This window comes from Ruegeria sp. BJ5 (genome assembly GCF_056537865.1).
Genome location: NZ_JBQFSH010000001.1, coordinates 638,012 through 659,576, shown reverse-complemented (window position 1 = coordinate 659,576; position 21,565 = coordinate 638,012). Strand labels below are relative to the sequence as shown.

At 61.1% G+C, this 21,565-nt stretch carries 20 protein-coding genes; 4 read left to right on the top strand and 16 right to left on the bottom strand.

Going from position 1 to position 21,565, the window contains the following annotated elements:
• Window positions 1–6: 6 nt before the first annotated feature.
• Window positions 7–531, bottom strand: coding sequence for a hypothetical protein (locus tag ACR0NY_RS03280; RefSeq protein ID WP_170338433.1), 525 nt, complete (start codon window positions 529–531; stop codon window positions 7–9).
• A 137-nt stretch (window positions 532–668) separates the two neighbouring features.
• On the opposite strand from ACR0NY_RS03280, the gene ACR0NY_RS03275 reads away from it, so the two are divergent.
• A complete protein-coding gene (locus ACR0NY_RS03275) occupies window positions 669–1,079 on the top strand; it encodes a SufE family protein (RefSeq protein WP_170368495.1) in 411 nt (136 codons plus the stop codon).
• A 25-nt stretch (window positions 1,080–1,104) separates the two neighbouring features.
• Here the strand turns inward: ACR0NY_RS03275 and ACR0NY_RS03270 are convergent, their stop codons facing one another.
• Both ACR0NY_RS03270 and ACR0NY_RS03265 read right to left on the bottom strand, forming a co-directional pair.
• Window positions 1,105–1,776, bottom strand: a complete 672-nt coding sequence (locus tag ACR0NY_RS03270; RefSeq protein WP_170368494.1) for a DUF1638 domain-containing protein — start codon at window positions 1,774–1,776, stop codon at window positions 1,105–1,107.
• 175 nt (window positions 1,777–1,951) lie between these two features.
• Window positions 1,952–2,650 (bottom strand): corrinoid protein, encoded by a 699-nt coding sequence (locus ACR0NY_RS03265; RefSeq protein ID WP_093962188.1) that lies wholly within the window; start codon window positions 2,648–2,650, stop codon window positions 1,952–1,954.
• A gap of 277 nt (window positions 2,651–2,927) precedes the next feature.
• On the opposite strand from ACR0NY_RS03265, the gene ACR0NY_RS03260 reads away from it, so the two are divergent.
• Window positions 2,928–3,998 carry a PA0069 family radical SAM protein gene (locus ACR0NY_RS03260; RefSeq protein WP_170368493.1) on the top strand — a complete coding sequence of 357 codons (1,071 nt, stop codon included), beginning with the start codon at window positions 2,928–2,930 and terminating at the stop codon, window positions 3,996–3,998.
• 39 nt (window positions 3,999–4,037) lie between these two features.
• On the opposite strand, the gene gltA is transcribed toward ACR0NY_RS03260, so the two are convergent.
• Window positions 4,038–5,333: a citrate synthase gene (gltA, locus tag ACR0NY_RS03255; RefSeq protein ID WP_170338439.1), complete on the bottom strand. Its 1,296-nt coding sequence runs from the start codon at window positions 5,331–5,333 to the stop codon at window positions 4,038–4,040.
• A 114-nt stretch (window positions 5,334–5,447) separates the two neighbouring features.
• Window positions 5,448–6,854, bottom strand: a complete 1,407-nt coding sequence (gene gltX, locus ACR0NY_RS03250) for a glutamate--tRNA ligase (protein ID WP_170368492.1) — start codon at window positions 6,852–6,854, stop codon at window positions 5,448–5,450.
• A gap of 78 nt (window positions 6,855–6,932) precedes the next feature.
• Between gltX and ACR0NY_RS03245 the strand changes: the two genes are divergently transcribed.
• Window positions 6,933–8,975, top strand: a complete 2,043-nt coding sequence (locus tag ACR0NY_RS03245; protein WP_170368491.1) for a ComEC/Rec2 family competence protein — start codon at window positions 6,933–6,935, stop codon at window positions 8,973–8,975.
• Here ACR0NY_RS03245 and lexA read toward each other — a convergent pair.
• The 6 genes from lexA to ACR0NY_RS03215 all read right to left on the bottom strand — a co-directional run bounded on the left by lexA (window position 8,959) and on the right by ACR0NY_RS03215 (window position 13,786).
• Entirely contained in the window at window positions 8,959–9,657 is a 699-nt protein-coding gene (gene lexA / locus ACR0NY_RS03240) for a transcriptional repressor LexA (RefSeq protein WP_093962183.1), read from the bottom strand. The genes ACR0NY_RS03245 and lexA overlap by 17 nt on opposite strands.
• A gap of 80 nt (window positions 9,658–9,737) precedes the next feature.
• Entirely contained in the window at window positions 9,738–10,910 is a 1,173-nt protein-coding gene (locus ACR0NY_RS03235) for a molybdopterin molybdotransferase MoeA (protein ID WP_170368490.1), read from the bottom strand.
• Entirely contained in the window at window positions 10,907–11,380 is a 474-nt protein-coding gene (gene moaC / locus ACR0NY_RS03230) for a cyclic pyranopterin monophosphate synthase MoaC (RefSeq protein ID WP_170338969.1), read from the bottom strand. The genes ACR0NY_RS03235 and moaC overlap by 4 nt, the downstream gene beginning before the upstream one ends.
• Entirely contained in the window at window positions 11,380–12,192 is an 813-nt protein-coding gene (gene trpC / locus ACR0NY_RS03225; protein ID WP_170368489.1) for an indole-3-glycerol phosphate synthase TrpC, read from the bottom strand. The genes moaC and trpC overlap by 1 nt, the downstream gene beginning before the upstream one ends.
• Complete coding sequence (gene trpD, locus ACR0NY_RS03220; RefSeq protein ID WP_170338973.1) at window positions 12,189–13,208, bottom strand: anthranilate phosphoribosyltransferase; 1,020 nt, start codon at window positions 13,206–13,208, stop codon at window positions 12,189–12,191. Before trpD ends, trpC begins: the two co-directional genes overlap by 4 nt.
• Window positions 13,205–13,786, bottom strand: coding sequence for an anthranilate synthase component II (locus ACR0NY_RS03215; RefSeq protein WP_170338975.1), 582 nt, complete (start codon window positions 13,784–13,786; stop codon window positions 13,205–13,207). Before ACR0NY_RS03215 ends, trpD begins: the two co-directional genes overlap by 4 nt.
• A gap of 196 nt (window positions 13,787–13,982) precedes the next feature.
• Here ACR0NY_RS03215 and ACR0NY_RS03210 point away from each other — a divergent pair, with 196 nt between their 5' ends.
• On the top strand, window positions 13,983–15,446 hold the full coding sequence (locus ACR0NY_RS03210; RefSeq protein ID WP_170368488.1) for a divergent polysaccharide deacetylase family protein: 1,464 nt from the start codon (window positions 13,983–13,985) through the stop codon (window positions 15,444–15,446).
• 44 nt (window positions 15,447–15,490) lie between these two features.
• Here ACR0NY_RS03210 and trpE read toward each other — a convergent pair whose 3' ends face one another.
• From trpE to fabI, 5 genes are all read right to left on the bottom strand, one after another.
• Complete coding sequence (gene trpE / locus ACR0NY_RS03205) at window positions 15,491–17,002, bottom strand: anthranilate synthase component I (protein WP_170368487.1); 1,512 nt, start codon at window positions 17,000–17,002, stop codon at window positions 15,491–15,493.
• 11 nt (window positions 17,003–17,013) lie between these two features.
• Window positions 17,014–18,855 (bottom strand): peptidyl-prolyl cis-trans isomerase, encoded by a 1,842-nt coding sequence (locus ACR0NY_RS03200; RefSeq protein WP_170368486.1) that lies wholly within the window; start codon window positions 18,853–18,855, stop codon window positions 17,014–17,016.
• Window positions 18,856–18,936: 81 nt separating this feature from the next.
• Window positions 18,937–20,112 carry an aminotransferase gene (locus tag ACR0NY_RS03195; RefSeq protein ID WP_170368485.1) on the bottom strand — a complete coding sequence of 392 codons (1,176 nt, stop codon included), beginning with the start codon at window positions 20,110–20,112 and terminating at the stop codon, window positions 18,937–18,939.
• Between the two features lie 40 nt (window positions 20,113–20,152).
• The gene (gpt, locus tag ACR0NY_RS03190) at window positions 20,153–20,662 is read right to left on the bottom strand and encodes a xanthine phosphoribosyltransferase (RefSeq protein ID WP_093962173.1); all 510 of its coding nucleotides are present in this window, start codon (window positions 20,660–20,662) and stop codon (window positions 20,153–20,155) included.
• A gap of 4 nt (window positions 20,663–20,666) precedes the next feature.
• Entirely contained in the window at window positions 20,667–21,473 is an 807-nt protein-coding gene (fabI, locus tag ACR0NY_RS03185) for an enoyl-ACP reductase FabI (RefSeq protein ID WP_170338454.1), read from the bottom strand.
• Between the last annotated feature and the right edge of the window lie 92 nt (window positions 21,474–21,565).

Genomic DNA, 21,565 nt, shown 5'->3' with positions numbered 1-21,565 from the left:
TCGATTTCAGCGCCGACGCGATTCCAGGGCGTTCTGCTGACCGACCACGCGGATCAGACGAATGCCTTCAAGGTCCTGACGGCTGACATTGACTGCATCGGTCACTTCACGCGTACGTTCGGGCCCCTGCGCAGTGGCATAGGTCGGGTAGTTCACGCGGAAAACGAACTCCATAACGCCGTTCTTCCGGTTTTCCTCGGATTCGACGAAGGTGAGCTTTGCGTCATAGGCGCCCTGGCGGAAGGCGGTGCCTTGCGCGACAACGATGGCACCCGAGGCGTTCGGCTCGATCCGCAGCTCAGTGATGGTGGTGATCGGTACGCTGGTATCTTCGGGTTCAGGGCGCGCGAACAGTCCCCGGCCCGAGCTTTGCTTCGGCACCAGCGCATCTGCGTCGCTGGCCGATGTCTCGACCGGGGCAGGGGTGCTGTTCCCGAACCAGTTCGACGGGTTTGCCCGGGAATCGCGCCAGCTGCTGCAGGCGGACAGGGTCAACAGGGTGACGAGAAGGACGGAAACAGTTTTTTGCATGGACCCAAAGCTTTGCAAGGTATTACTCGCACTGGGTAGCCTACTTTGGGTCGTTTGAAAAGCCGCCCATAGGGGTGGACACCGGACATCGGGCGACTTAGGTCAGAACCAGAACCGCAACCAGAGGACCCACGTTCATGGCCACGCCTGCCTTTGAGGAGATTGTCGAGGATTTCGAGTTCCTTGAGGACTGGGAAGACCGGTACCGCCACGTGATCGAGCAGGGCAAGGCGATGGCTCCGCTGGATGACGCCTTGAAGGTGCCGGCAACCAAAGTCCATGGCTGCGCCAGTCAGGTCTGGCTTCATCCGGTGATCGAAAATGGTGTTTTTCGGTTTGACGGCGACAGCGATGCGCTGATCGTGCGTGGTCTGATTGCTGTATTGCGCTCGCTTTACAACGGTTTGCCCGTTGCCGAAGTGGAGAAGGTCGACGCCGCGGCCGAGCTTGCCCGATTGGGGTTGAATGAACATCTGTCGGCCCAGCGGTCAAACGGTGTGCGTGCGATGATCGACCGAATCCGAGACGTAGCGCGCGAAAACGCCTGAGCCGGGTTCGCCACTCGGGGGCCAATCAGGAAGATTTGGGGCGTGCGCCGGCCCAGTCTGTCAGCGTGGTCTGGAGATCGCCATATCCGGTGAAACGGCGTTCGAACTCCAGCCCCATCCGCTCCGCGCATTCCTGTGCCCGACGGGTCAGTTCGGGGTCATCTGTCTGCGCCTGGTAGATCAGCTTGGTGTAATTTCCGAAATACATGTCGCGCAGTTCCGGGTGCCGATCCAGCCCCAGCGGCTTCCAGACGAACGCATCGAATTGTCTGGCCAGAAAGTCGGTCAGGTAGAAGGCCGTAGTCTCATCGTCGCCGCGTTCGGCGAATTTTTCGTTTCCTTCGAAGAAGGAATAGCAGTGCGGCCCCCGCACCATTTCGACACCCAGCCGTTTACACGCCTGCTCCAACAGTCCGCCGGTCCCGCAATCGGCATAGACGACAAAAATCCGGTCATACTGGTCGCGATGCTTGGCGACGGCATCCTCGACAGCCTGAGTGATCCGTTCGGGATAGACATGCAGGATGGCAGGCAGGCACGTCAGTGCAAGGTGGTCCCAGCCGTTGCGTGTCTTCAGATCCAGAATCTCGCGCGCCAACGCACCGCAGGCGATCAACAGGATGCTTTGCTGTGAATCCATTTCGTCAAACCCCTGTTCCGTCAGGCATTTGTCGTCAGGTATGTCATGCTGCGGCATGTGTCGCCTCCGCAAGGTTCCAATGTCAAATGACTGCGAAAAAGCCCCGGATGCAAGTTCGCGGCCTTTGGGATCACACACTCGGCACCCGAGTTTCAATCTCGTTGTGTTGCCCTGGTGCGGAAATGAAAAAGCCGCCCGGACAGGCGGCTTTGCCAAAACAAGGCGTGCAGGATCAACCCGCCAGCTGGTTGTGCTTGCGCGAGACGAACTCCTTGGCGGTTTCGACCGCAACCGCCGCGTCCCGGCAATAGGCGTCAGCGCCGATCGCCTTGCCGAACTCTTCGTTCAGCGGGGCGCCGCCGACCAGCACGATGTAATCGTCACGCTTGCCCTGTTCGACCAACGTGTCGATGACCACTTTCATATACGGCATGGTCGTCGTCAGCAGAGCCGACATACCCAAGATATCAGGCTGCTCTGTTTCCAGCGCTTCCAGGTAGTTTTCGACCGGATTGTTGATGCCGATATCGACAACCTCGAAGCCGGCGCCTTCCATCATCATCGAGACGAGGTTCTTGCCGATGTCGTGGATGTCGCCCTTGACGGTACCGATCACCATCTTACCGACGCGCGGAGCGCCGGTTTCCGCCAGCAGAGGCTTGAGGATGGCCATACCGCCCTTCATCGCGTTGGCGGCCAGCAGAACTTCGGGCACGAACAGGATGCCGTCGCGGAAATCCTGTCCGACGATGGTCATACCGCCGACCAGCGCCTTGGTCAGAATGTCATACGGTGCCCATCCACGTTCCAGCAGGATGTTCACGCCTTCTTCGATCTCTTCCTTCAGGCCATCGTAGAGGTCATCAAACATCTGTTCGACGAGTTCGTCGTCGTTGAGTTCCGACAGGACGATGTCTTCTTCATCGGACATGGGTCATTTCCCTGAGCTGGCGGGCCTTGCGCCCTTGGTGGCTGTTTTTCCCGTTTTGGCCATTTCGCCGCAGTTAGACTGTGACGATTGCGACCTCGGCGGTTCCGAGACCGACCTATAGGTGAAAATCTTGCCGCGCTCGACGCCAAATTTCACATGATCTTTCTGAGCGGTATTCATGGGTTCTGTGCATGAGACAAGACCGGCAACTGTGATGGCGGACTTGCCGCGGAAACCCGCAGATGCTAGGGATTGCGCGAACAAAGAGGGAACAAATATGCCGTTGCGCCACACTATTTCCGGGCGAGGTGCCGTATCGAACGATGCTGGTCGGTACGAGGCGTATGCGCACGAAGCGGTCGATGACGGCTGGGAGGATCCCGAGCCTCTGCCTCCCTTGCGAACCTCGGTTCGGGACGAGGTCGCGAAGTCTCTGATCACCTACAACAAGTCACCCGATCTGCCATTTGACCGGTCGATCAACCCGTATCGCGGGTGCGAACACGGTTGCGTCTACTGCTTTGCCCGACCCACACATGCATATCTCGGACTATCTGCCGGGTTGGATTTCGAAACGCGACTGATCGCACGTCCGAACGCGCCTGATGTGCTTGCGCGCGAGCTTTCGTCCGCGCGGTACAAGGTGGCGCCGATTGCGCTGGGTACAAATACGGACCCGTATCAGCCGATCGAAAAAACACGTTCGATCACAAGGGCCTGCCTGGAGGTTCTGAGAGATTTCAACCACCCGGTTGCGATCGTGACAAAGGGTGCTTTGATCGAACGGGATATCGACATTCTCGCGCCGATGGCCGCCCTCGGGCTGGTCCGGGTCGGCATCTCGCTGACCACGTTGGATTCTGGCCTGTCGCGGCGGATGGAACCGCGTGCCCCTGCGCCAAAACGTCGGCTGCGCACGATCCGAAAGTTGACCCAGGCCGGGATTCCCGTGCGCGTCATGACGTCCCCGATCATTCCGGGACTGACCGATCACGAGCTTGAAGCGCTGTTGGAGGCGGGCCGCGACGCAGGCGCGGATGCGGCCAGTTGGATCATGCTACGGTTGCCCCGCGAAGTCTCTCAACTGTGGCAGGAGTGGTTGTCCGAGCACGAGCCCGGTCGCGCCGAAAAGGTCATGGCGCGGTTGCGCGAAATGCACGGGGGCAGGGACTACGACCCGCGGTGGGGGCATCGGATGCGCGGCGAGGGGGTCTACGCCGAAATGGTCGCCAAGCGGTTCAAGTCTGCGATTGCGCGATTTGGATTGGCGACCACAACTCCCAAACTGCGTTGCGACCTCTTTGCCCGGCCTGCGCGGGCCGGGGATCAATTGTCACTGTTCCAATAAGAAAAGACCCCGCTCGATGGCGGGGCCTTTTTGCCTGTCTCAGCGGTTTTCGATGTCGACGTAGTCGCGCAGAGTTTCGCCCAGATACAGCTGGCGCGGGCGGCCAATCTTGTTCTGAGGGTCGGCGATCATTTCTTTCCACTGGCTGACCCAACCAACGGTGCGCGACAGCGCGAAGATCGGGGTGAACATCGAGGTCGGGAAACCCATCGCCTCGAGGATGATGCCCGAGTAGAAATCGACGTTCGGGAACAGCTTCTTGTCGACGAAATACGGATCTTCCAGTGCTTGTTTCTCAAGCGCCTTGGCGACCTGCAGTTTCGGGTTGTTCTCGATGCCCAGCAAGTCCAGAACCTCGTCGGCCGACTGCTTCATCACTTTGGCGCGCGGGTCAAAATTCTTGTACACGCGGTGACCAAAGCCCATCAGGCGGAACGGATCGTTCTTGTCCTTGGCGCGTTCGATGAACTCGGGGATGCGGTCGACGCTGCCGATCTCTTCCAGCATCTCCAGGCAGGCCTGGTTGGCGCCGCCGTGCGCCGGACCCCAGAGGCAGGCGATACCGGCCGCGATGCAGGCGAACGGGTTCGCGCCCGACGACGAAGCCAGACGCACGGTCGAGGTCGAGGCGTTCTGCTCGTGATCGGCGTGCAGGGTGAAAATCCGGTCCATGGCGCGGCTGAGGATCGGGTTGACGACGTAATCCTCGGCCGGAACGGCGAAGCACATGTACAGGAAGTTCGACGCGTAATCCAAGTCATTGCGCGGGTAGATGAACGGCTGACCGATCGAGTATTTGTATGCCATCGCCGCAATTGTCGGCATTTTTGCGATCAGGCGGTGCGTCGCGATTTCGCGCTGGCGCTCGTCGCCCACGTCAGTCGAGTCGTGATAGAAGGCCGACATGGCTCCGACCACGCCCACCATCGTAGCCATCGGATGCGCGTCGCGGCGGAAACCACGGAAGAAATAGTGCATCTGCTCGTGGATCATGGTGTGGCGGGTGATCGTCGTTTCGAACTCTTCCAGTTCGTCGGCCTTGGGCAGGTACCCGTACAGCAGCAGGAAACACACTTCGAGGAAGTGCGATTTCTCGGCCAGTTGGTCGATCGGATAGCCACGGTGCAGCAACTCGCCCTTTTCACCATCGATATAGGTGATGGTGCTGTCGCAGCTTGCGGTCGAAGTGAAGCCCGGGTCGTAGGTGAACACGCCGGCCTGACCGTAGAGCTTGCGGATGTCGACTACGTCGGGTCCGGCCGTTGGCGAATGAACCGGCAACTCATAGGTTTTTCCGTGGACGGTCAGAGTCGCTGTCTTGTTGCTCTCGGTCATTTTTTCCCTTCCTCAATCATACGAATGCCGGCTCGCTGACCGACAAAACGGGCGGTGATCGCGCAAGGCTGCGCGAGTCACGTCGTAGCGGAGCAGCGTTACCCGAATGTGAAGTCAGGACTGTGCCGCTGCATCAGAAATCCGTGCAATGGTCTCATCCCGACCCAGCACGAGCATCATGTCAAAAACCGAAGGTGTGACGGCCCGACCCGCCAACGCAGCCCTGAGGGGGCTAGCCAGCTTGCCGAACTTCAACCCGTTTGCCTCGGCAAACGAATTGAGGGTCTCCTCCAGTTCGTTCCGCGTCCAGCTAGCATTTTGCAGCTGCGGCGTCAATTGATCCAGTATACCGTCGGATACAGAACTCAGCGCCTTTTCTGCTTTCTCATCGCGCTGGATCGGCCGCGAGGTCAGTGCAAAATGCGCCTTTTCAAGGAGTTCTGGAAATGTACGCGCCCGATCCTTGAGGCAATACATCGCACGTTCCAAATCATCCGATTGTGTTCCTGTCAGCTCAGGCAGGCCAGCGGCGTCCAGATATTCTTCGATTTCGTGCCGCAATGCAGCATCTTCGGATGTGGCGATGTGCTGTCCGCACAAGTTCTCGAGCTTTTTTAGATCGAACCGCGCCGGGCTTTTCCCGATTCCGTCCAGGTCGAACCATTCCTTGGCCTGTTCATCGGTAAAGAACTCGTCGTCCCCGTGGCTCCAGCCCAGGCGCGCCAGGTAGTTTCGCATACCGGCGGCAGGATAGCCCATGGCCTGGTACTCCTGCGCGCCCAACGCGCCGTGCCGCTTGCTGAGTTTCTTGCCGTCAGGGCCGTGGATCAGCGGGATGTGCGCCCAAACCGGAACCTTCCAGCCCATGGCTTCATAGATCGTCATCTGCCGCGCCGCGTTGTTCAGGTGGTCGTCGCCGCGAATGACATGCGTCACACCCATGTCGTGGTCATCAACGACCACCGCCAGCATATAGACCGGTGTGCCGTCCGAACGCAGGAGGACCATGTCGTCCAGCTGATCGTTTCGGATGGTCACGTCACCCTGGACCTTGTCGCGGATGACGGTTGTGCCGTCCTGCGGAGCCTTGATCCGCACAACGAAGGGGCGATCGGGGTGGGTGCTGGGATCGGCGTCGCGCCACGGGCTGCGGAACAAGGTCGACTTGCCTTCGGCCCGGGCCTGTTCACGAAAGGCCGCGATCTCTTCCTGGGTTGCAAAGCACTTGTATGCTTTGCCTTCTGCCAGCAGCTGGTGGGCGACTTCGGCGTGACGAGCTGCGCCCGCGAACTGGCTGATGACATTTCCGTCGTGGTCGAGCCCGAGCCAGCTCATGCCCTTGAGGATTGCCTCGGTCGCTTCGGGCGTTGACCGTTCGCGGTCCGTATCTTCGATCCGCAGTAGGAACTTTCCGCCTCGTCCGCGGGCGTAAAGCCAATTGAACAGCGCAGTACGGGCTCCGCCAATGTGCAGATAGCCGGTGGGCGAGGGTGCAAATCGGGTGACGACCTGATCGGACATTGTAGTGATTAACCTTTTGGTAACCGCGTTGAGCGTAGAGTTGAGCCTGTCTAACGAGCCTCAAGGACGGGGGCAACCATGCGTGTTGTGGCGTGGGTCGAAGGTGCGTTGCTAAACCAGCGAGGGCACCTTTTGCCTTGGTCTCCGGTTTGTCTGGCCATCGGCATAGGCCTGTATTTCGCAACCCGGTTCGAGCCGGATGCGCGGATTTATTCGGGCCTGTCCGGGTTGGTCCTGCTTGCCATTTGGGCCAGCCGCCGGATGTCGTCTGCCTGGGCTCCGTTGGCAATAGGGGGGGCGCTGGTCGCCGTCGGGTTCATCCTGGCGGGTGCTCGCGCTCACATGGTTGCAGAGCCGGTTTTGAAATGGCGCTATTACGGCCCGGTTGAGGGGAGGGTCGTGGCGTTGGATCGCTCTGCTTCGGATGCGCTGCGGGTTACGCTGGACCAGGTGCGGATCGGGGACGTGCCGCCGGACCAAGCCCCGCAGCGCATCCGGCTTTCGTTGCATGGCGACCATGCACCGATTGTGCCAGGGCAACGCGTTATGACGACGGCCCATCTGTCACCGCCGCAAGGTCCCGTCGAGCCCGGCGGCTTTGATTTTCGCAGACACGCCTGGTTTCAGCGCTTGGGCGCGGTCGGATACGCGCGCACGCCGGTGGTCACAGCTGCTCCGGCCCGCTTTGAGGCCGGAGTGCGTATCGCTGCCGTACGCATGGCCATTTCCGGCAGAGTGCGAGAAGTGCTGCCAGGTGATGTCGGCGGCTTTGCCGCCGCTGTTTCGACCGGGGATCGCAGCGGCATCAGCGCCGACGCTTTGGACAAATTGCGTGCGTCGAATCTTGCCCATCTGCTTGCAATCTCAGGCCTGCATATGGGGTTGTTGACGGGGTTCGTCTTTGTGACTTGCCGGGTACTGCTTGCGGCCTTGCCTGCACTGGCGTTGCGGTGGCCGGTCCGCAAGGTTGCCGCGGTCTGCGCGCTGATCGCTGCAACGCTCTATCTGTTGCTTTCTGGGGGCAATGTCGCGACCGAGCGCGCCTTCGTGATGGTATCGGTTCTGTTTGGGGCAGTTTTGATCGATCGGCGTGCCATATCCTTGCGGGCCGTCGCGGTTGCCGCGCTGTTGGTGCTGTTTCTTCGCCCTGAATCATTGCTCAGCCCCGGTTTTCAGATGTCCTTTGCCGCCACGACAGCACTGGTCGCGGTTTTCGGTGCCCTTCGCGACGTCGAGGTTCCAAGAGCGCCCAAGTGGTTGCGCCCGGTGGGTGGGCTTCTGTGCTCCTCGGCGGTCGCTGGTTTGGCGACCGCCCCAATTGGTGCGGCGCATTTCAACATGGTTTCGCACTACGGCTTGCTGGCCAACACCCTGTCCGTGCCGGTTATGGGATCCGTCGTGGTTCCCTCGGCAGTTCTGGCAGCGATCCTCGCGCCTTTCGGGATCGAGGCCGTGGCGATCCATGTGATGGGTTTCGGGCTGGCGTGGATCCTGGCCGTTTCGGACTGGGTGTCCGGCCTGGATGGTGCGCGGAGCTTTGTTGCCAGCTCGCCCGGTTTTGTCCTGCCGCTGTTTTCCTTGGGTGCGCTGTGGGTCGTTTTGTGGCAGGGACGCAGCCGCTGGGTCGGAGTTTTTCCGATGGCGTTTGCCGCCGTATTCTGGGGACAAGGCCAGCGACCCGAGGTGCTGATCGCCGATTCAGGTGGTTTGGTTGGGGTGATGACCGAGCGGGGCCGCGCGTTGAGCAAGGAAAAGGGCGCTGGGTTCGTCGCTTCGGTCTGGCTTGAAAACGATGGAGACGGAGCAACCCAGCCGGAGGCTGCAGGCCGGTGGCCATCGGCCCCAGATCTTGTTCAGCGATACCCTTTCGAGAAATTCCAGCTGGTCCACATCACGGGCAAGCGCGCGGCCCAGCAGGTCACCGTTTGCCACCCGGGCGAACTCGTGGTCTCTGCTGTGCCGATCAAGCTGACTGGTGTCTGCGCCGTTTTTGATCCAGATCGACTGCGAAAGACCGGAAGCCTTGCGATCCGCCAAGGAAAGCTGTTCAGCAGCGCTGATGCGACGGGGCCGCGCCTTTGGTCACCGGCTCGGCCCGACGGCTTCAGTAAGTCCGAATAAGTCCGACCAGACGCCCTTGGACCTTGACCTTGTCCTCGGGCAATACCCGCGTTTCGTAGGCGGGGTTGGCAGCCTCGAGCGCGATCGCCTGGCCGCGCCGGAAGAACCTTTTGAGGGTTGCTTCCTGGTCTTCGACCAAGGCCACGACAATGTCGCCATTGTCTGCCGAAGACGTTTCGCGGATGACGACCACGTCCCCGTCATTGATACCGGCGTCGATCATGGAGTCTCCGCGCACCTCAAGGGCATAGTGTTCGCCGCGGCCCGATACCATCGTGCCCGGTACTGCAACATGATGGGAAACGTGACTGATCGCCTCGATCGGAACACCGGCGGCAATTCTGCCCATCACCGGAAGTTCGAGAGCGTCCACCGACACAGGCTCGACATTGGCAGGGCGGGGTACGCTGGGCTTGTCACCTTCGATCACGCGGGGCGTGAAGCCGGCGGTCGGCTCGCCTCCCAGACTTTCGGGCAGTTTCACGATCTCGATCGCGCGCGCCCTGTGGGCGAGACGCCGGATGAACCCACGCTCTTCCAGCGCGGTAATCAACCGATGGATGCCGGATTTGGATCTCAGGTCCAACGCCGTTTTCATTTCGTCAAAGCTGGGTGGAACACCGTCCGCCTGAACGCGTTTGTGGATGAATTCCAGCAAATCCAATTGCTTCTTGGTCAGCATCGCTCACACCTCGTTGCCCATGCGTTTTCTTTTGTTCTACGCATGTTCACGTTTTGTGTCAATGGATTTGCCGGCTGAACCTAAATCGGCAGGTAGGAGACCGTTTCCCCCGCAGCCCGCGCGGGATCGTTTGGAGGGCGCATCAGCAAGGCGTTCGACCGCGCCAGAACGCTGAGCAGCGAACTGTCCTGATCCTCGAATGCGCGTATCCCATCGCTTTCCAATCGAGCGCGCATATAGTGCTCGCGCGGGCCGTTTGGTGGAAGGGCCTCCGACAGGACGGCCTGATGGAGTATCGGGTCAACAGTCTGGATGCCCAGCATCTTTTTGACCAAGGGGACCAGGAAGAGATATCCGCAAACCATCGCGCTGACCGGGTTGCCGGGCAACCCGATCATCGCCGCATCACCCAGCCGTCCCGCCATCAGTGGTTTTCCGGGGCGCATCAGGACCTTGTAGAAGGATTGTTCGAGCCCCAGCCGTTGCGATGCTTCGGCCACAAGGTCGTAGTCACCCACCGACGCTCCGCCAATTGTCACGACCAGATCGGAGCCTTCGGCCAAGCCAAACGCGGTTTCCAGCGATGACAGTGTGTCTTGTGCCACTGGCAACATGCGAACATGTGCGCCAGCTTTCTCGAGCAACGCTTTGATGCCAAACGAGTTCGAGGCAATAATCTGGTCAGGTCCCGGAGTTTCGCCCGGCATGACCAGCTCGTTTCCCGTGGCGATCAGCGCGATCTGAGGTTTGGTGGCTACGGAGACGGTCGGAACATTCATCGCCGCCAGCAATGCAAGATCCTCGGGCGAGAGGACTCGCGGTGCACTAACCGTATCGCCGATGGTGAAGTCCACGCCTGCCGGTCGGATGTTGGTTTTTTGGCCGGGTTCTTCCGTGATCGTCAACAGATCGCCGCGTAGGTCGGTGTCTTCCTGGATGACGACGAAATCTGCCCCCTCGGGGACCGGAGCCCCGGTGAAGATCCGAACTGCCTGGCCCGGGCCAACTGTACCGGTGAAACGCTGACCAGCGGCGGCCTCACCGATGACCTTGAACATTGCGTGACGCTCAACCTCGGCCGACTTCAGCGCATATCCATCCATTGAAGAGGCAGCAAACGGGGGTTGGTCCCGCTCGGCTTTGACATCCCGCATCAGCACTCGACCGGCCGCGTCAGCAAGCGCAATTTGCTCTTCGGGCATGGTGGCTACCAGGCCGAACAGCAGCTGCCGGGCTTCTTCAACGGTTATCATTTCGCCTCGTAACGACCTGATTTGCCGCCATCTTTCAGCAGAACGCGGATGCCGCCGATTTCCATTGCCTTGTCAACGGCTTTGGCCATGTCATAGACGGTCAGTGCTGCGGTAGACACGGCTGTCAGGGCCTCCATCTCGACGCCAGTCTGTCCAGTGGTCTTGACCGTCGCTTCGATCTGCACGCCCGGCAGGTCCGGGTCCAATGTCAGGTCAACCGACACCTTGGTGACAGGCAAGGGATGGCACAGCGGAATCAGGTCCGGTGTCTTCTTTGCCCCCATGATCCCGGCCAACCGGGCAACCCCCAGAACATCGCCCTTCTTCGCGCGGCCTTCGGAAATAATTTCAAAGGTTTGTTGCGCCATTTTCACGTAACCCGCGGCAACGGCGACGCGGTTTGTCGTGTCCTTGTCCGATACATCGACCATATGGGCTTGGCCGTCGCTGTCAAAATGCGTCAAGGGCATCACATGACCCCCGGCACCAGCGGGTTCGACAGGATGTGACGGGTCGCGGCGGCGACGTCCTGCTGCCGCATGAGGCTTTCTCCGATCAGGAAACACCGGGCACCATAGCGGGCGATATCCGCAAGGTCTTCCGGGGTGTTCAGCCCGCTTTCGCACACGATCATGCGGTCAGCGGGAACCAGCTTGGACAAGCGGCGAGTGGTATCAAGCGAGGTCTCGAACGTCTTGAGATTGCGGTTGTTTATTCCAATGAGAGGGCTTTTGAGATCGGCCGCGCGCTCAAGCTCGACCTCGTCATGTACCTCGATCAGGACATCCATGTCCCAGTCAAACGCGGTTTGTTCCAGTTCGGCGGCTTGCTGATCGTCGACCGATGCCATGATGATCAGGATACAGTCGGCACCCAGTGCCCGCGCTTCGACCACTTGATAGGGATCATACATGAAGTCCTTGCGCAGTGCCGGAAGCGAGCATGCAGCCCGGGCGGCGGTCAGAAACTCCTTGGCGCCCTGAAAGCTTGGCGTGTCAGTCAAAACCGAGAGGCAGGCGGCGCCACCTTCTTCATAGGCTTTTGCCAGTGCGGGCGGATCGAAATCCTCACGGATCAACCCCTTGGACGGGCTTGCTTTCTTGATTTCGGCGATCAGGCCATAACCGCGGCGACTTGCCGTGCGCAGAGCATCCACAAAGCCGCGCGTTTCAGACGCTTCGCGGGCTTGTTGCTCGACCTCGTCCAGGGGAACTTGGGCTTTGTCGGCGGCGACTTCTTCCAGCTTGTAGGCCTTGATCTTGTCCAGAACGGTTTCGGTCATGCGGCTTCCTGTGTGAGTTGTGCCAGAGCAGCAATCTTGTCTTTCGCCTTGCCGCTGTCGATGCTTTCGGCGGCCATTTCGACGCCTTGCTTCAGGTCCGGTGCAGCTTCGGCGACCACAAGGGCCGCAGCCGCGTTCAGCAGGACCGCATCCCGGTAGGCCGACGGCGCGCCATCCAGCAATGCGCGGAACGCGACGGCGTTTTCCTCGGGTGTCCCGCCCAGAATATCTTCAAACGGATGAACCGGCAGGCCCGCATCTTCGGGATGCAGTTCGACCTCTTTCACGCGCCCGTCCTCAAGCGACGCGACCCAACTGATGCCAGTAATCGTCAACTCGTCGGTCCCGTCCGAGCCATGTACCAGCCAGGCGTGCTCGGCCCCAAGCAAGCCAAGAGTCTCGGCCATCGGTCGGATCAGGTCACGGCTGAAGGCTCCGGTCAGCTGTCTCTTGACTCCGGCGGGGTTGGTCAGGGGGCCAAGGATGTTGAAGATGGTTCGGGTGCCAAGCTCTTGCCGGGTGGGCATGACATGGGCGATGGCCGGGTGATGCATAGGCGCCATCATGAACCCGATGCCGACGGTCTGCAAAGCCTTTTCAACGACTTGCGACCCGACCATCACGTTGATTCCCATCTGTCCCAATGCATCGGCGGCCCCGGATTTCGAGCTGAGATTCCGGTTGCCGTGCTTGGCCACGGTAACACCCGCGCCAGCCACGACAAAGGCCGTCGCGGTCGAGATATTGAGCGTGCCTTTCCCGTCACCGCCGGTCCCCACGATGTCGATCGCGCCCGCTGGTGCTTTGACCGCGTTGCATTTCGCGCGCATCACGGCGGCTGCGGCGGCATATTCCTCGACCGTTTCGCCGCGCGTCCGCATGGCCATCAACAGACCGCCGATCTGGCTGGGCGTGGCGCGACCCTCAAACAGGATCTCAAAGGCCTGTTCGGCTTCGGCACGGGTCAGGGCGCGATCGGCCGCAGCTCCGATCAGCGGTTTCAGTGCGTCACTCATGCGGGGACTTTCATTTCGTTCAGGAAATTCTTCAGCAGAGCGTGGCCGTGTTCCGAGGCGATCGATTCCGGGTGGAATTGAACACCGTGGATCGGCAGCTCTTTGTGTTGCAGGCCCATGATGGTGCCGTCTTCCAACTCTGCCGTGATTTCGAGGCAATCGGGCAGGGTATCCCGATCGACGACCAGTGAGTGGTAGCGGGTCGCTTCAAACGGTGACGGCAGGCCGGCGAACAGGCCTTTGCCAGTGTGATGCATGGTTCCCATTTTGCCGTGCACGATTTCGTGGCACCGCACGACCTTGCCGCCAAAGGCCTGACCAATGGTCTGGTGACCCAGACATACACCCATCAAAGGCGTGCGCGTTTCCGCAGCTGCCTCGGTCAGCGCGAGGCAGATCCCGGCCTGGTCCGGATCACAAGGGCCGGGGCTCAGCAAGATGCCGGCGGGGTTCATGGCCATCGCTTCCTGCACATCCAGCGCATCATTGCGGCGCACGACCATTTCCGCGCCCAATTCGCCCAAATAGTGGACAAGGTTGTAGGTAAACGAGTCGTAGTTGTCGATCAGCAGCAGCATTTGGCACTTGTCTTGTGTTTGGGCAATTCGGACTGGCGATACAGCCCCGCGCCGCGGTATAGTGTTGGGACATACATGCTCAGGCTTGTGCGGCAGCGTCAAGGGGACAACCCCAACAAGGCGACCGGACGGGTGAGTGCCGCAAAGACGGTGCACGGGCTGCCGAGGCAGGATGAAAGACGAGAGGCAAGAACAGATGGGCGGATTTATCGGTGGACTGATCGCCGGCGCGGTCGTTGTGTTGGTTCTGGGCGCAGTGCTTTCCCTGAACACGCCACTTGGCAGCAAACCGGATATTCAGACAGCGGCGCCAGCGGCGGCGGAAGCCGATCTGCCCAAGGCGGATACGGAGGTGCAGGGCGCTGGTCCGGATTCCGATCTTGTCGAAATCGCACCACGAGCGCTCGAGGCGCTGGACGATACGTCGGATGGGGCCACTGGGCTGGATGGCATTCAGGCCGAGCCGGATGATCGTCCGCAGGTCGGTGACACCGTGGCAGGCCTGAACGACCCGGGTGCAGGAGATGCCGCGTCGGTCGATGTGACGACCGACGCGCCAGCCGCGCCCCCGGCGCCCGGACCGGTTCCGTCCAGCCCGGACGAAGAGGTCCAGCCTGTCACTGTGGACGCGACGCCGCCGGCCGCACCGCAGCCACCGGCGCAAGAGGTCACGGCCGTCGAGCCCGAGACCGCCGAACCAGAGACCACGGCAAATGCGGAACCCGAAGCGACCCCCGAGCCGGAAACAGCCGCGCTGCCGTCGACGCCTGAGCCGGATCAACCGACCGGAACCGGCGACAGCCCGATCGCCGTCGAGGGGGACGAAGACACGCAGCCCCGCAAACGGGCCCGGATCGCGGCCTTGCCCCAGATCGGCGGCGAACAGGCAACGGCCTCATCCTCGATTGCCGGCAAACGCGTGATCCCGCTGACCGAACGCGATGATGCCCCGGCCGATCAGCCGGCAGAGGGTGAGGGCATGCCCGGCAAGCCGATCGATGCTTATGCGGCTGCCTTTGACAACCCGGATGCCAAACCGCTGATGTCGATCATCCTGATCGATGACGAAGGTGCGTTCGGGGCTGAAGCGCTGAAGGATTTTCCGTATCCCCTAAGCTTTGCGGTCAGCCCTTCGGATCCGCAAGCGGCGGAGAAGATGAAGCGCTATCGCGAGGCTGGGTTCGAGGTTCTGGCCTTGACCGACCTGCCAAAGGCGGCCAGCGCGCAGGATGCCGAAGTTTCGCTGGCGGTCTGGCTTGAAACCTTGCCTGAAACCGTTGGCCTGCTTGAGGGCGTGAACACCGGGATACAAGGCAACCGAAAGTTGGCCGATCAGGTGGCTGCCATCGCGGCAGGAACGGGCCGTGGGCTGGTCGTGCAGGACAACGGGCTGAATACCGTTCAAAAGCTGGCCGCGCGGGCCGGTATTCCATCCAGTGTGGTGTTCCGCGACATCGACGGTGCGCGTCAGGATCCAACGGTCATGCGCCGGTTCCTGGATCAGGCCGCTTTTCGTGCCGGGCAGGAAGGCGCGGTTGTGATGCTGGGCCGATTGCGGCCCGAGACAATTTCGGCGTTGTTGCTCTGGGGCCTTGAGGATCGCGGCAACCGAGTTGCCCTGGCCCCGATCTCGGCGGTGATGAAAAGCCAGATCCAGTAATCAGTGTAAAAAAGAAGAAAAGGCGGCCAGGTTAGCCGCCTTTTTTATGAATTCCCGGATTCGGTGAACCGCGCCGCATCCGCGGCGGCCCGCCTGATCGCATTCGATTTGTGCACGGTTTCCATATATTCGGCCTCGGGGTCGCTGTCATAGACGACACCACCGCCGGCCTGGATATATAGCTTCTGGTCCTTCACGATGGCCGTACGCAGCGCAATGCACATGTCCATGTCGCCACCGGCGCTGAAATAGCCGACACCGCCACCGTAGACACCGCGCTTTTCGGGTTCCAACTCGTCGATGATCTGCATCGCCCGGACCTTCGGTGCACCTGACACCGTGCCCGCCGGCATCCCGGCAAAGAAGGCGTCCAGGGCATCCTTGTCGTCGGCCAACTCGCCCACAACGTTCGACACGATGTGCATCACGTGGCTGTAGCGCTCGATGATGAATTCCTCGGTCGGGCGGACGGTACCGATTTTGGACACGCGCCCTGTGTCGTTGCGGCCCAGGTCCAGCAGCATGAGGTGCTCGGCCAGTTCCTTTTTGTCGGCCAGCAAATCCAGCTCGTTCGCCTTGTCCTCTTCGGGGGTGGCACCGCGAGGACGTGTTCCGGCGATCGGCCGGATGGTCACTTCGTTGCCGAACACGCGCACAAGTATCTCGGGGCTGGCGCCGATCACCTGGAAGCCACCGAAGTTGAAATAGAACATGAACGGCGACGGATTTGTGCGGCGCAATGAACGATACAGCGCAAAGGGCGGCAGCGGAAAATCTTGTGTCCAGCGTTGTGCCGGAACCACCTGGAAGATGTCACCAGCCCGGATGTACTCCTTGGCCTTTTCCACGGCTTCCATGTAGCCCGACTTGGTGAAGTTGGATACCGGCGGCGCGATCTCGTGCGCTTCGCCCAGATCTCGAGACTCCGAGGGCATCGCGCGTTCCAGGTCGCGAACCGCGTCCATCACACGCTCGGCCGCTTGTGCGTAGGCGGCCTTGGCTGACTGCCCGTCGCTGGCCCAGGCCAGAGACACAATGGTGACTTCGCCTTTCACGCCGTCCAGGACCGCAACCACCGACGGGCGCAGCAGTATCGCATCCGGCAGCCCTAAAGGATCGGGGTTCACATCCGGCAGGTATTCGACAAGGCGCACCATGTCGTATCCCAGATACCCGAACAGGCCGGCCGCAGCCTGGGGCAGGTCATCGGGCAGGTCGATGCGGCTTTCAGCGAGCAGCGCGCGCAGGTTGTCCATCGGGTTGCCATCTTGCGCGTCGAACGCATCCGCATCAAACCGCGCCGAACGGTTCAATTCCGAGGTTTCGCCCCGACAGCGCCAGATCAGATCCGGCTTCATCCCGATGATCGAATACCGCCCGCGAACTTCGCCTCCGGTCACCGATTCAAGGACGAAGGCGTCCTTCTGGGCGCCCGTCAGCTTGAGCATCAGCGAAACCGGTGTGTCCAGATCCGCGGCCAGACGGGTATAAACGACTTGGTTCTGTCCGGCCTCGTAGGCGCGGGCAAAGCTGTCGAAATCGGGTGTCAGAGCCATTTTCGTTCCGGTCAGAAGTTGGCCTGAACCGCGTTCAGCGCGCGCTGGTCCAGGGTCGGCCGCGCGCGTGTCTGAGCGTCGCGCACATAGATGTCGAAGATGTTTTGGGCCAGTGCCTGGTTCAGCTGAGCGGCAGCAGCTTCCTGCATCAGGCGCTGTTCGTCGGTTTCCGCAGGCGGAAGAACCTCGTCCAGCCGCACGATGAATGCCGCGTCCGGTCCCGCGATCACGCGCATCTCATTGGGCTCCATCTCAAAGATCTGGGTCATGAAGTCAGCCGGGACGTTATCCAGAAACGCGGTCCGGGTCAGCGCGTTTTCGACACGGAATGGCAGCCCGGTCGCCGTGAAATCACCGTCGACGGCCAATTGAGTCACGATGCCGTTGGCCTGTTCCTCAAGCGCCTTGGCCGTCTGTTCCTGTACCCATGCGGCGGCGACGCGGTCGCGAGCGGACTCCAGCGGCTCGGGGCGCGGCGGCAGAACCTCATCCAGCCGCAGGGCAAAGATCGAACCATCCTCGAGGAATCCGATTTCCGGGAAATCATCTTCGCGGACGGCCTGAGCGGCTTGGCGGAAGCCGTCATACGCGGCTATTCCGTCGTCGCTTTGGCGGGTCCAGTCAGTCTTGCCAAGCTCCATTTCGGTTTCGTTGGCCAACTCTTCCAGCGTGGCGCCGCCGGCCAGCATGTCGTTGATGTCTTCGGCCTGGCTTTCGATCAGGCGCCGGGCGCGTTCGCCGGCCAGCTCTGCGCGCAGTTCCGGTTCGGCGTCCTCAAAGCTCACGTTCTGTTCGGCCAGCGATCCGTTGACCCGGAACAGGGCCGGACCAAAGACCGAGGGCAGGGGACCCACGACCTGATCAATCTCTGCGGCAAAAACGGCATCCGCGGCCTCGCCCAGATCTTCGCGGGTCACATCACCCAGATCGACACTGCTCAGTTCAAGTTCGCGTTCGCGTACCAGCTGCTCAAAATCCGCCCCGCCGACTTCCAGCTGCGCCATCGCCGCAGTCGCCTCTTCTTCCGAGGGGTAGACCAGCCGTTCAACCAGACGACGTTCGGGTTGCTGATACTGGTCATTGCGCTGTTCATACAGACGCTTGAGCGCTTCTTCGTCGATTTCGACCGTATCCTGCAGCATCTCCGGCGACAGAACGGCGTAGGTGATCTTTTTGGTGCGCGGCAGGGTGAACCGATCGGTATTCGCGTCGTAATACGCTTGAATCTCGGCGTCTGTCGGCTCGGGGATCGGGGTGGTCAGAGCGTCCGGCGACAGAGTCGCGACGGTAAAGCTGCGGCGAGCGAGAACATAGTCGGCCAAGGCTTTGGTCATGATCGCGGGCATTTCAACACCGTCCATCATCGCGCCTTGGACAATTGTCCGTGCTGTTTCCTTTCGCAGGTCTTCCTCGAACTCGGTTTCGGTCATGCCGATCTGTTCCAGCTGGAAGCGGTAGGCTTCGCGGTCAAAAGATCCGTCAGGGCCCTGAAAGGCCTGAATGCCGACGATTTCCTTCTGCAGGTTGGCATCACCGATCGAAACACCCAGCTGTGCGACCTCGTTGTTCAGGGCTGCCAGCGAAACCAGACGCGCCAAGGCCCGCTGATCCAGCCCCAGCTCGCGGGCTTGTGACATCTGCATCGGTTGACCGGTCTGCGCCTCGACCGCGCGGATTTCGCGCTGCAGCTCGCGGACATAGGCATCGACCGAAACGTCCTCATCCCCGACCTGGGCGACTGTGCGTACCGTTCCGCTGAGGTTGACGGCGCCAAAACCGGCAAGACCCAGCATCAGCATGCCCATGAGAATCCAGACGAAGGTTTTGGAGAGTTTGTTAATGCCTGCGGCCATAGTGCCCTCTTGGATCTTGCGGCAGGGTTCTGCCGTGACTGTTGCGGCCCTGAATACGACGCGGGATGCCGGGGGGCAAGCTCAGAAGGACAGAGCCTGCAAGCGGTCGAACAACAGCCCGATTCCGGCACGGTCCAGATTGGCGAAAGCAATGCGCACCTGGCGTTTCCCGGCGGGGTCGTGATCGGGCATGAACATTGTGCCCGGCAACAGCAGAATACCGGCCTCGGCGACCAATCTACGCGCCAGAATGTCCGACGGAAAATCGAACGGGTGTTCGAGATAGGCGAAGTAGGCCCCCAGACCCAGCAGCCGCCAGCCCTTGTCCGTCAGGCGGGGCATGCTCTCGGTGATTGCGGCGCGGCGATCCAGAATTTCGGCGCGTTCGCCCGCCAGCCATTGAGACAGGTTCTGCATCCCCCACAGCGCCGCGAACTGGCCCATCTGGCCCGGGCAGATGGCGACGGTGTCGAGGAATTTCTCAACCTCGGCCAGCAGCGGCGCACCTGTGGCGATCGCGCCCACGCGGTGACCGGTCAGGCGGTAGGCCTTCGAGAAGGAATAGAGATGCACCAGCGTCCGATCCCAGTCGGGCTGCTGGAACAGCGCGTGCGGCGGGCCGCTGCGGCTGTCGAAATCACGATAGGTTTCATCGACCAGCAGGCGCAGGCCATGCTGTTGCGCCAGGTCATAGAAGGCGCGGACCAGATCCGCCGGGTATTCGACGCCACCCGGGTTGTTGGGCGTGACCAGCGCGATCGCGCGTGTGCGCTCGGTGATCAGCGCGCACGCCTGTTCCGGATCGGGCAGCAGGTCCGACCCGGTCGGCAGATCAACCGCCCGCACACCGGCCATGTCCAACCACATTTTATGGTTGAAATACCAAGGCGTTGGCAGGATGACCTCATCCCCCTGATCGGTGATCGCCGAGATGACCGAGGCAAAGGCCTGATTGCAGCCCGAGGTGATGGCTGTCTGCTCCGGCCGAACGTCGGCAGCGTAGTGATCGCCGATCTCACGCGCGAGCTCCGTGCGCAGATCGGGGTTGCCCAATACCGGGCCGTAGAGATGTGCGGCGTCCTGATTGATCGCGAAATCGGCCATCGCCTGCCGCAGCGCCAGAGGCGGCGGATCAACCGGCGCCGCCTGGCTCACATTGATCAGCGGGCAGTCTTCCGAGAACGTGACCCCCTCGAGCCAACGCCGCGCCTCCATCACCGGAGGGGCGAAGGTGGCGGCGGTGCGGGTCAATGTCATCGGGTGTCCGGTCTTGCTGATTTGTGGTGGATAAGTGGGATCAGTCGGTGCCGCGGTAGGGCTCGACATATTGCAGCGCCATATCCCAAGGGAAGAAGATCCAGGTGTCCTGGCTGACCTCGGTGATATAGGTGTCAACCATCGGGCGGCCCTTGGGCTTGGCATAGACCGTGGCGAAATGGGCCTTGGGGTACATCTTGCGCACCAGTTCCAGCGTCTTGCCGCTGTCGACCAGATCATCGATGATCAGTACGCCCTCACCATCCCCCATCAGATCGGCATCGGGGGCCTTGAGCACCTCTGCCTCGCCACGTTCCTGATGGTGATAGGATTTGACGCTGATGGTATCGACGGTGCGGATGTCCAGCTCTCGGCTGACGATCATCGCCGGTGCCATGCCGCCGCGCGTGATCGCGACGACGGCGCGCCAAGCACCGTCATCGGGGCCCTGACCGTCCAGCCGCCAGGCCAGCGCGCGCGAGTCGCGGTGAATCTGGTCCCAGCTGATATGAAAGCCTTTTTCGTGGGGCAGGCGGTCCTTTGCGCTCATGGTCTTATCCCTTTTCCACATCCGGCGCGTCGACGGCTTTCATGCCGACGATGTGATAACCCGAGTCAACGTGCAGGTTTTCACCGGTTACGCCGCTGCTGAGATCCGACAGAAGATAAAGGGCCGATTTGCCCACGTCATCGATGGTCACGTTGCGGCGCAGGGGAGAGTTGTACTCGTTCCACTTCATGATGTAGCGGAAGTCGCCGATGCCGCTGGCGGCGAGGGTCTTGATCGGCCCGGCCGAGATCGCGTTGATGCGGATGTTGTCCTTGCCCAGGTCCTCGGCCAGGTATTTCACCGACGCCTCGAGCGCAGCCTTGGCAACACCCATGACATTGTAATGCGGCATGACCTGCTCAGCACCATAATAGGTCAGGGTGATGGCGCTGCCGCCGTCAGTCATCAGCTTCTCGGCGCGTTGCATCACCGCGGTGAAAGAGTAGACCGACACGTCCATCGTCAGCTTGAAATTCGCGCGCGACGTGTCGACATAACGGCCGCGAAGTTCGTTCTTGTCGGAGAAACCAATGGCGTGGACGACGAAATCCAGCTTGCCCCATTTCTCTTTCAGCGCTGCGAACAGTTCATCGATCGACTCTTCGTTGCTGACGTCACACGGCAGGACGATTTCGCTCCCCAGTTGAGCCGCCAACGGGTCGACCCGTTTTTTCAGTGCATCCCCCTGATAAGAGAAAGCCAGTTCGGCTCCGGCTTCGGACAAGGCGCGGGCGATTCCCCATGCGATTGATTTGTCATTGGCCAGTCCCATGATGAGGCCGCGCTTGCCGGCCATCAACTGATTTGACATGTTCGGTTCTCCGCCTGTCGTCGCGATGTGTTGCGTTGGTTTATGCCATTGATTGCGCTGCATCAAGGCCATGCACTCTTGCCCGGGGCGGG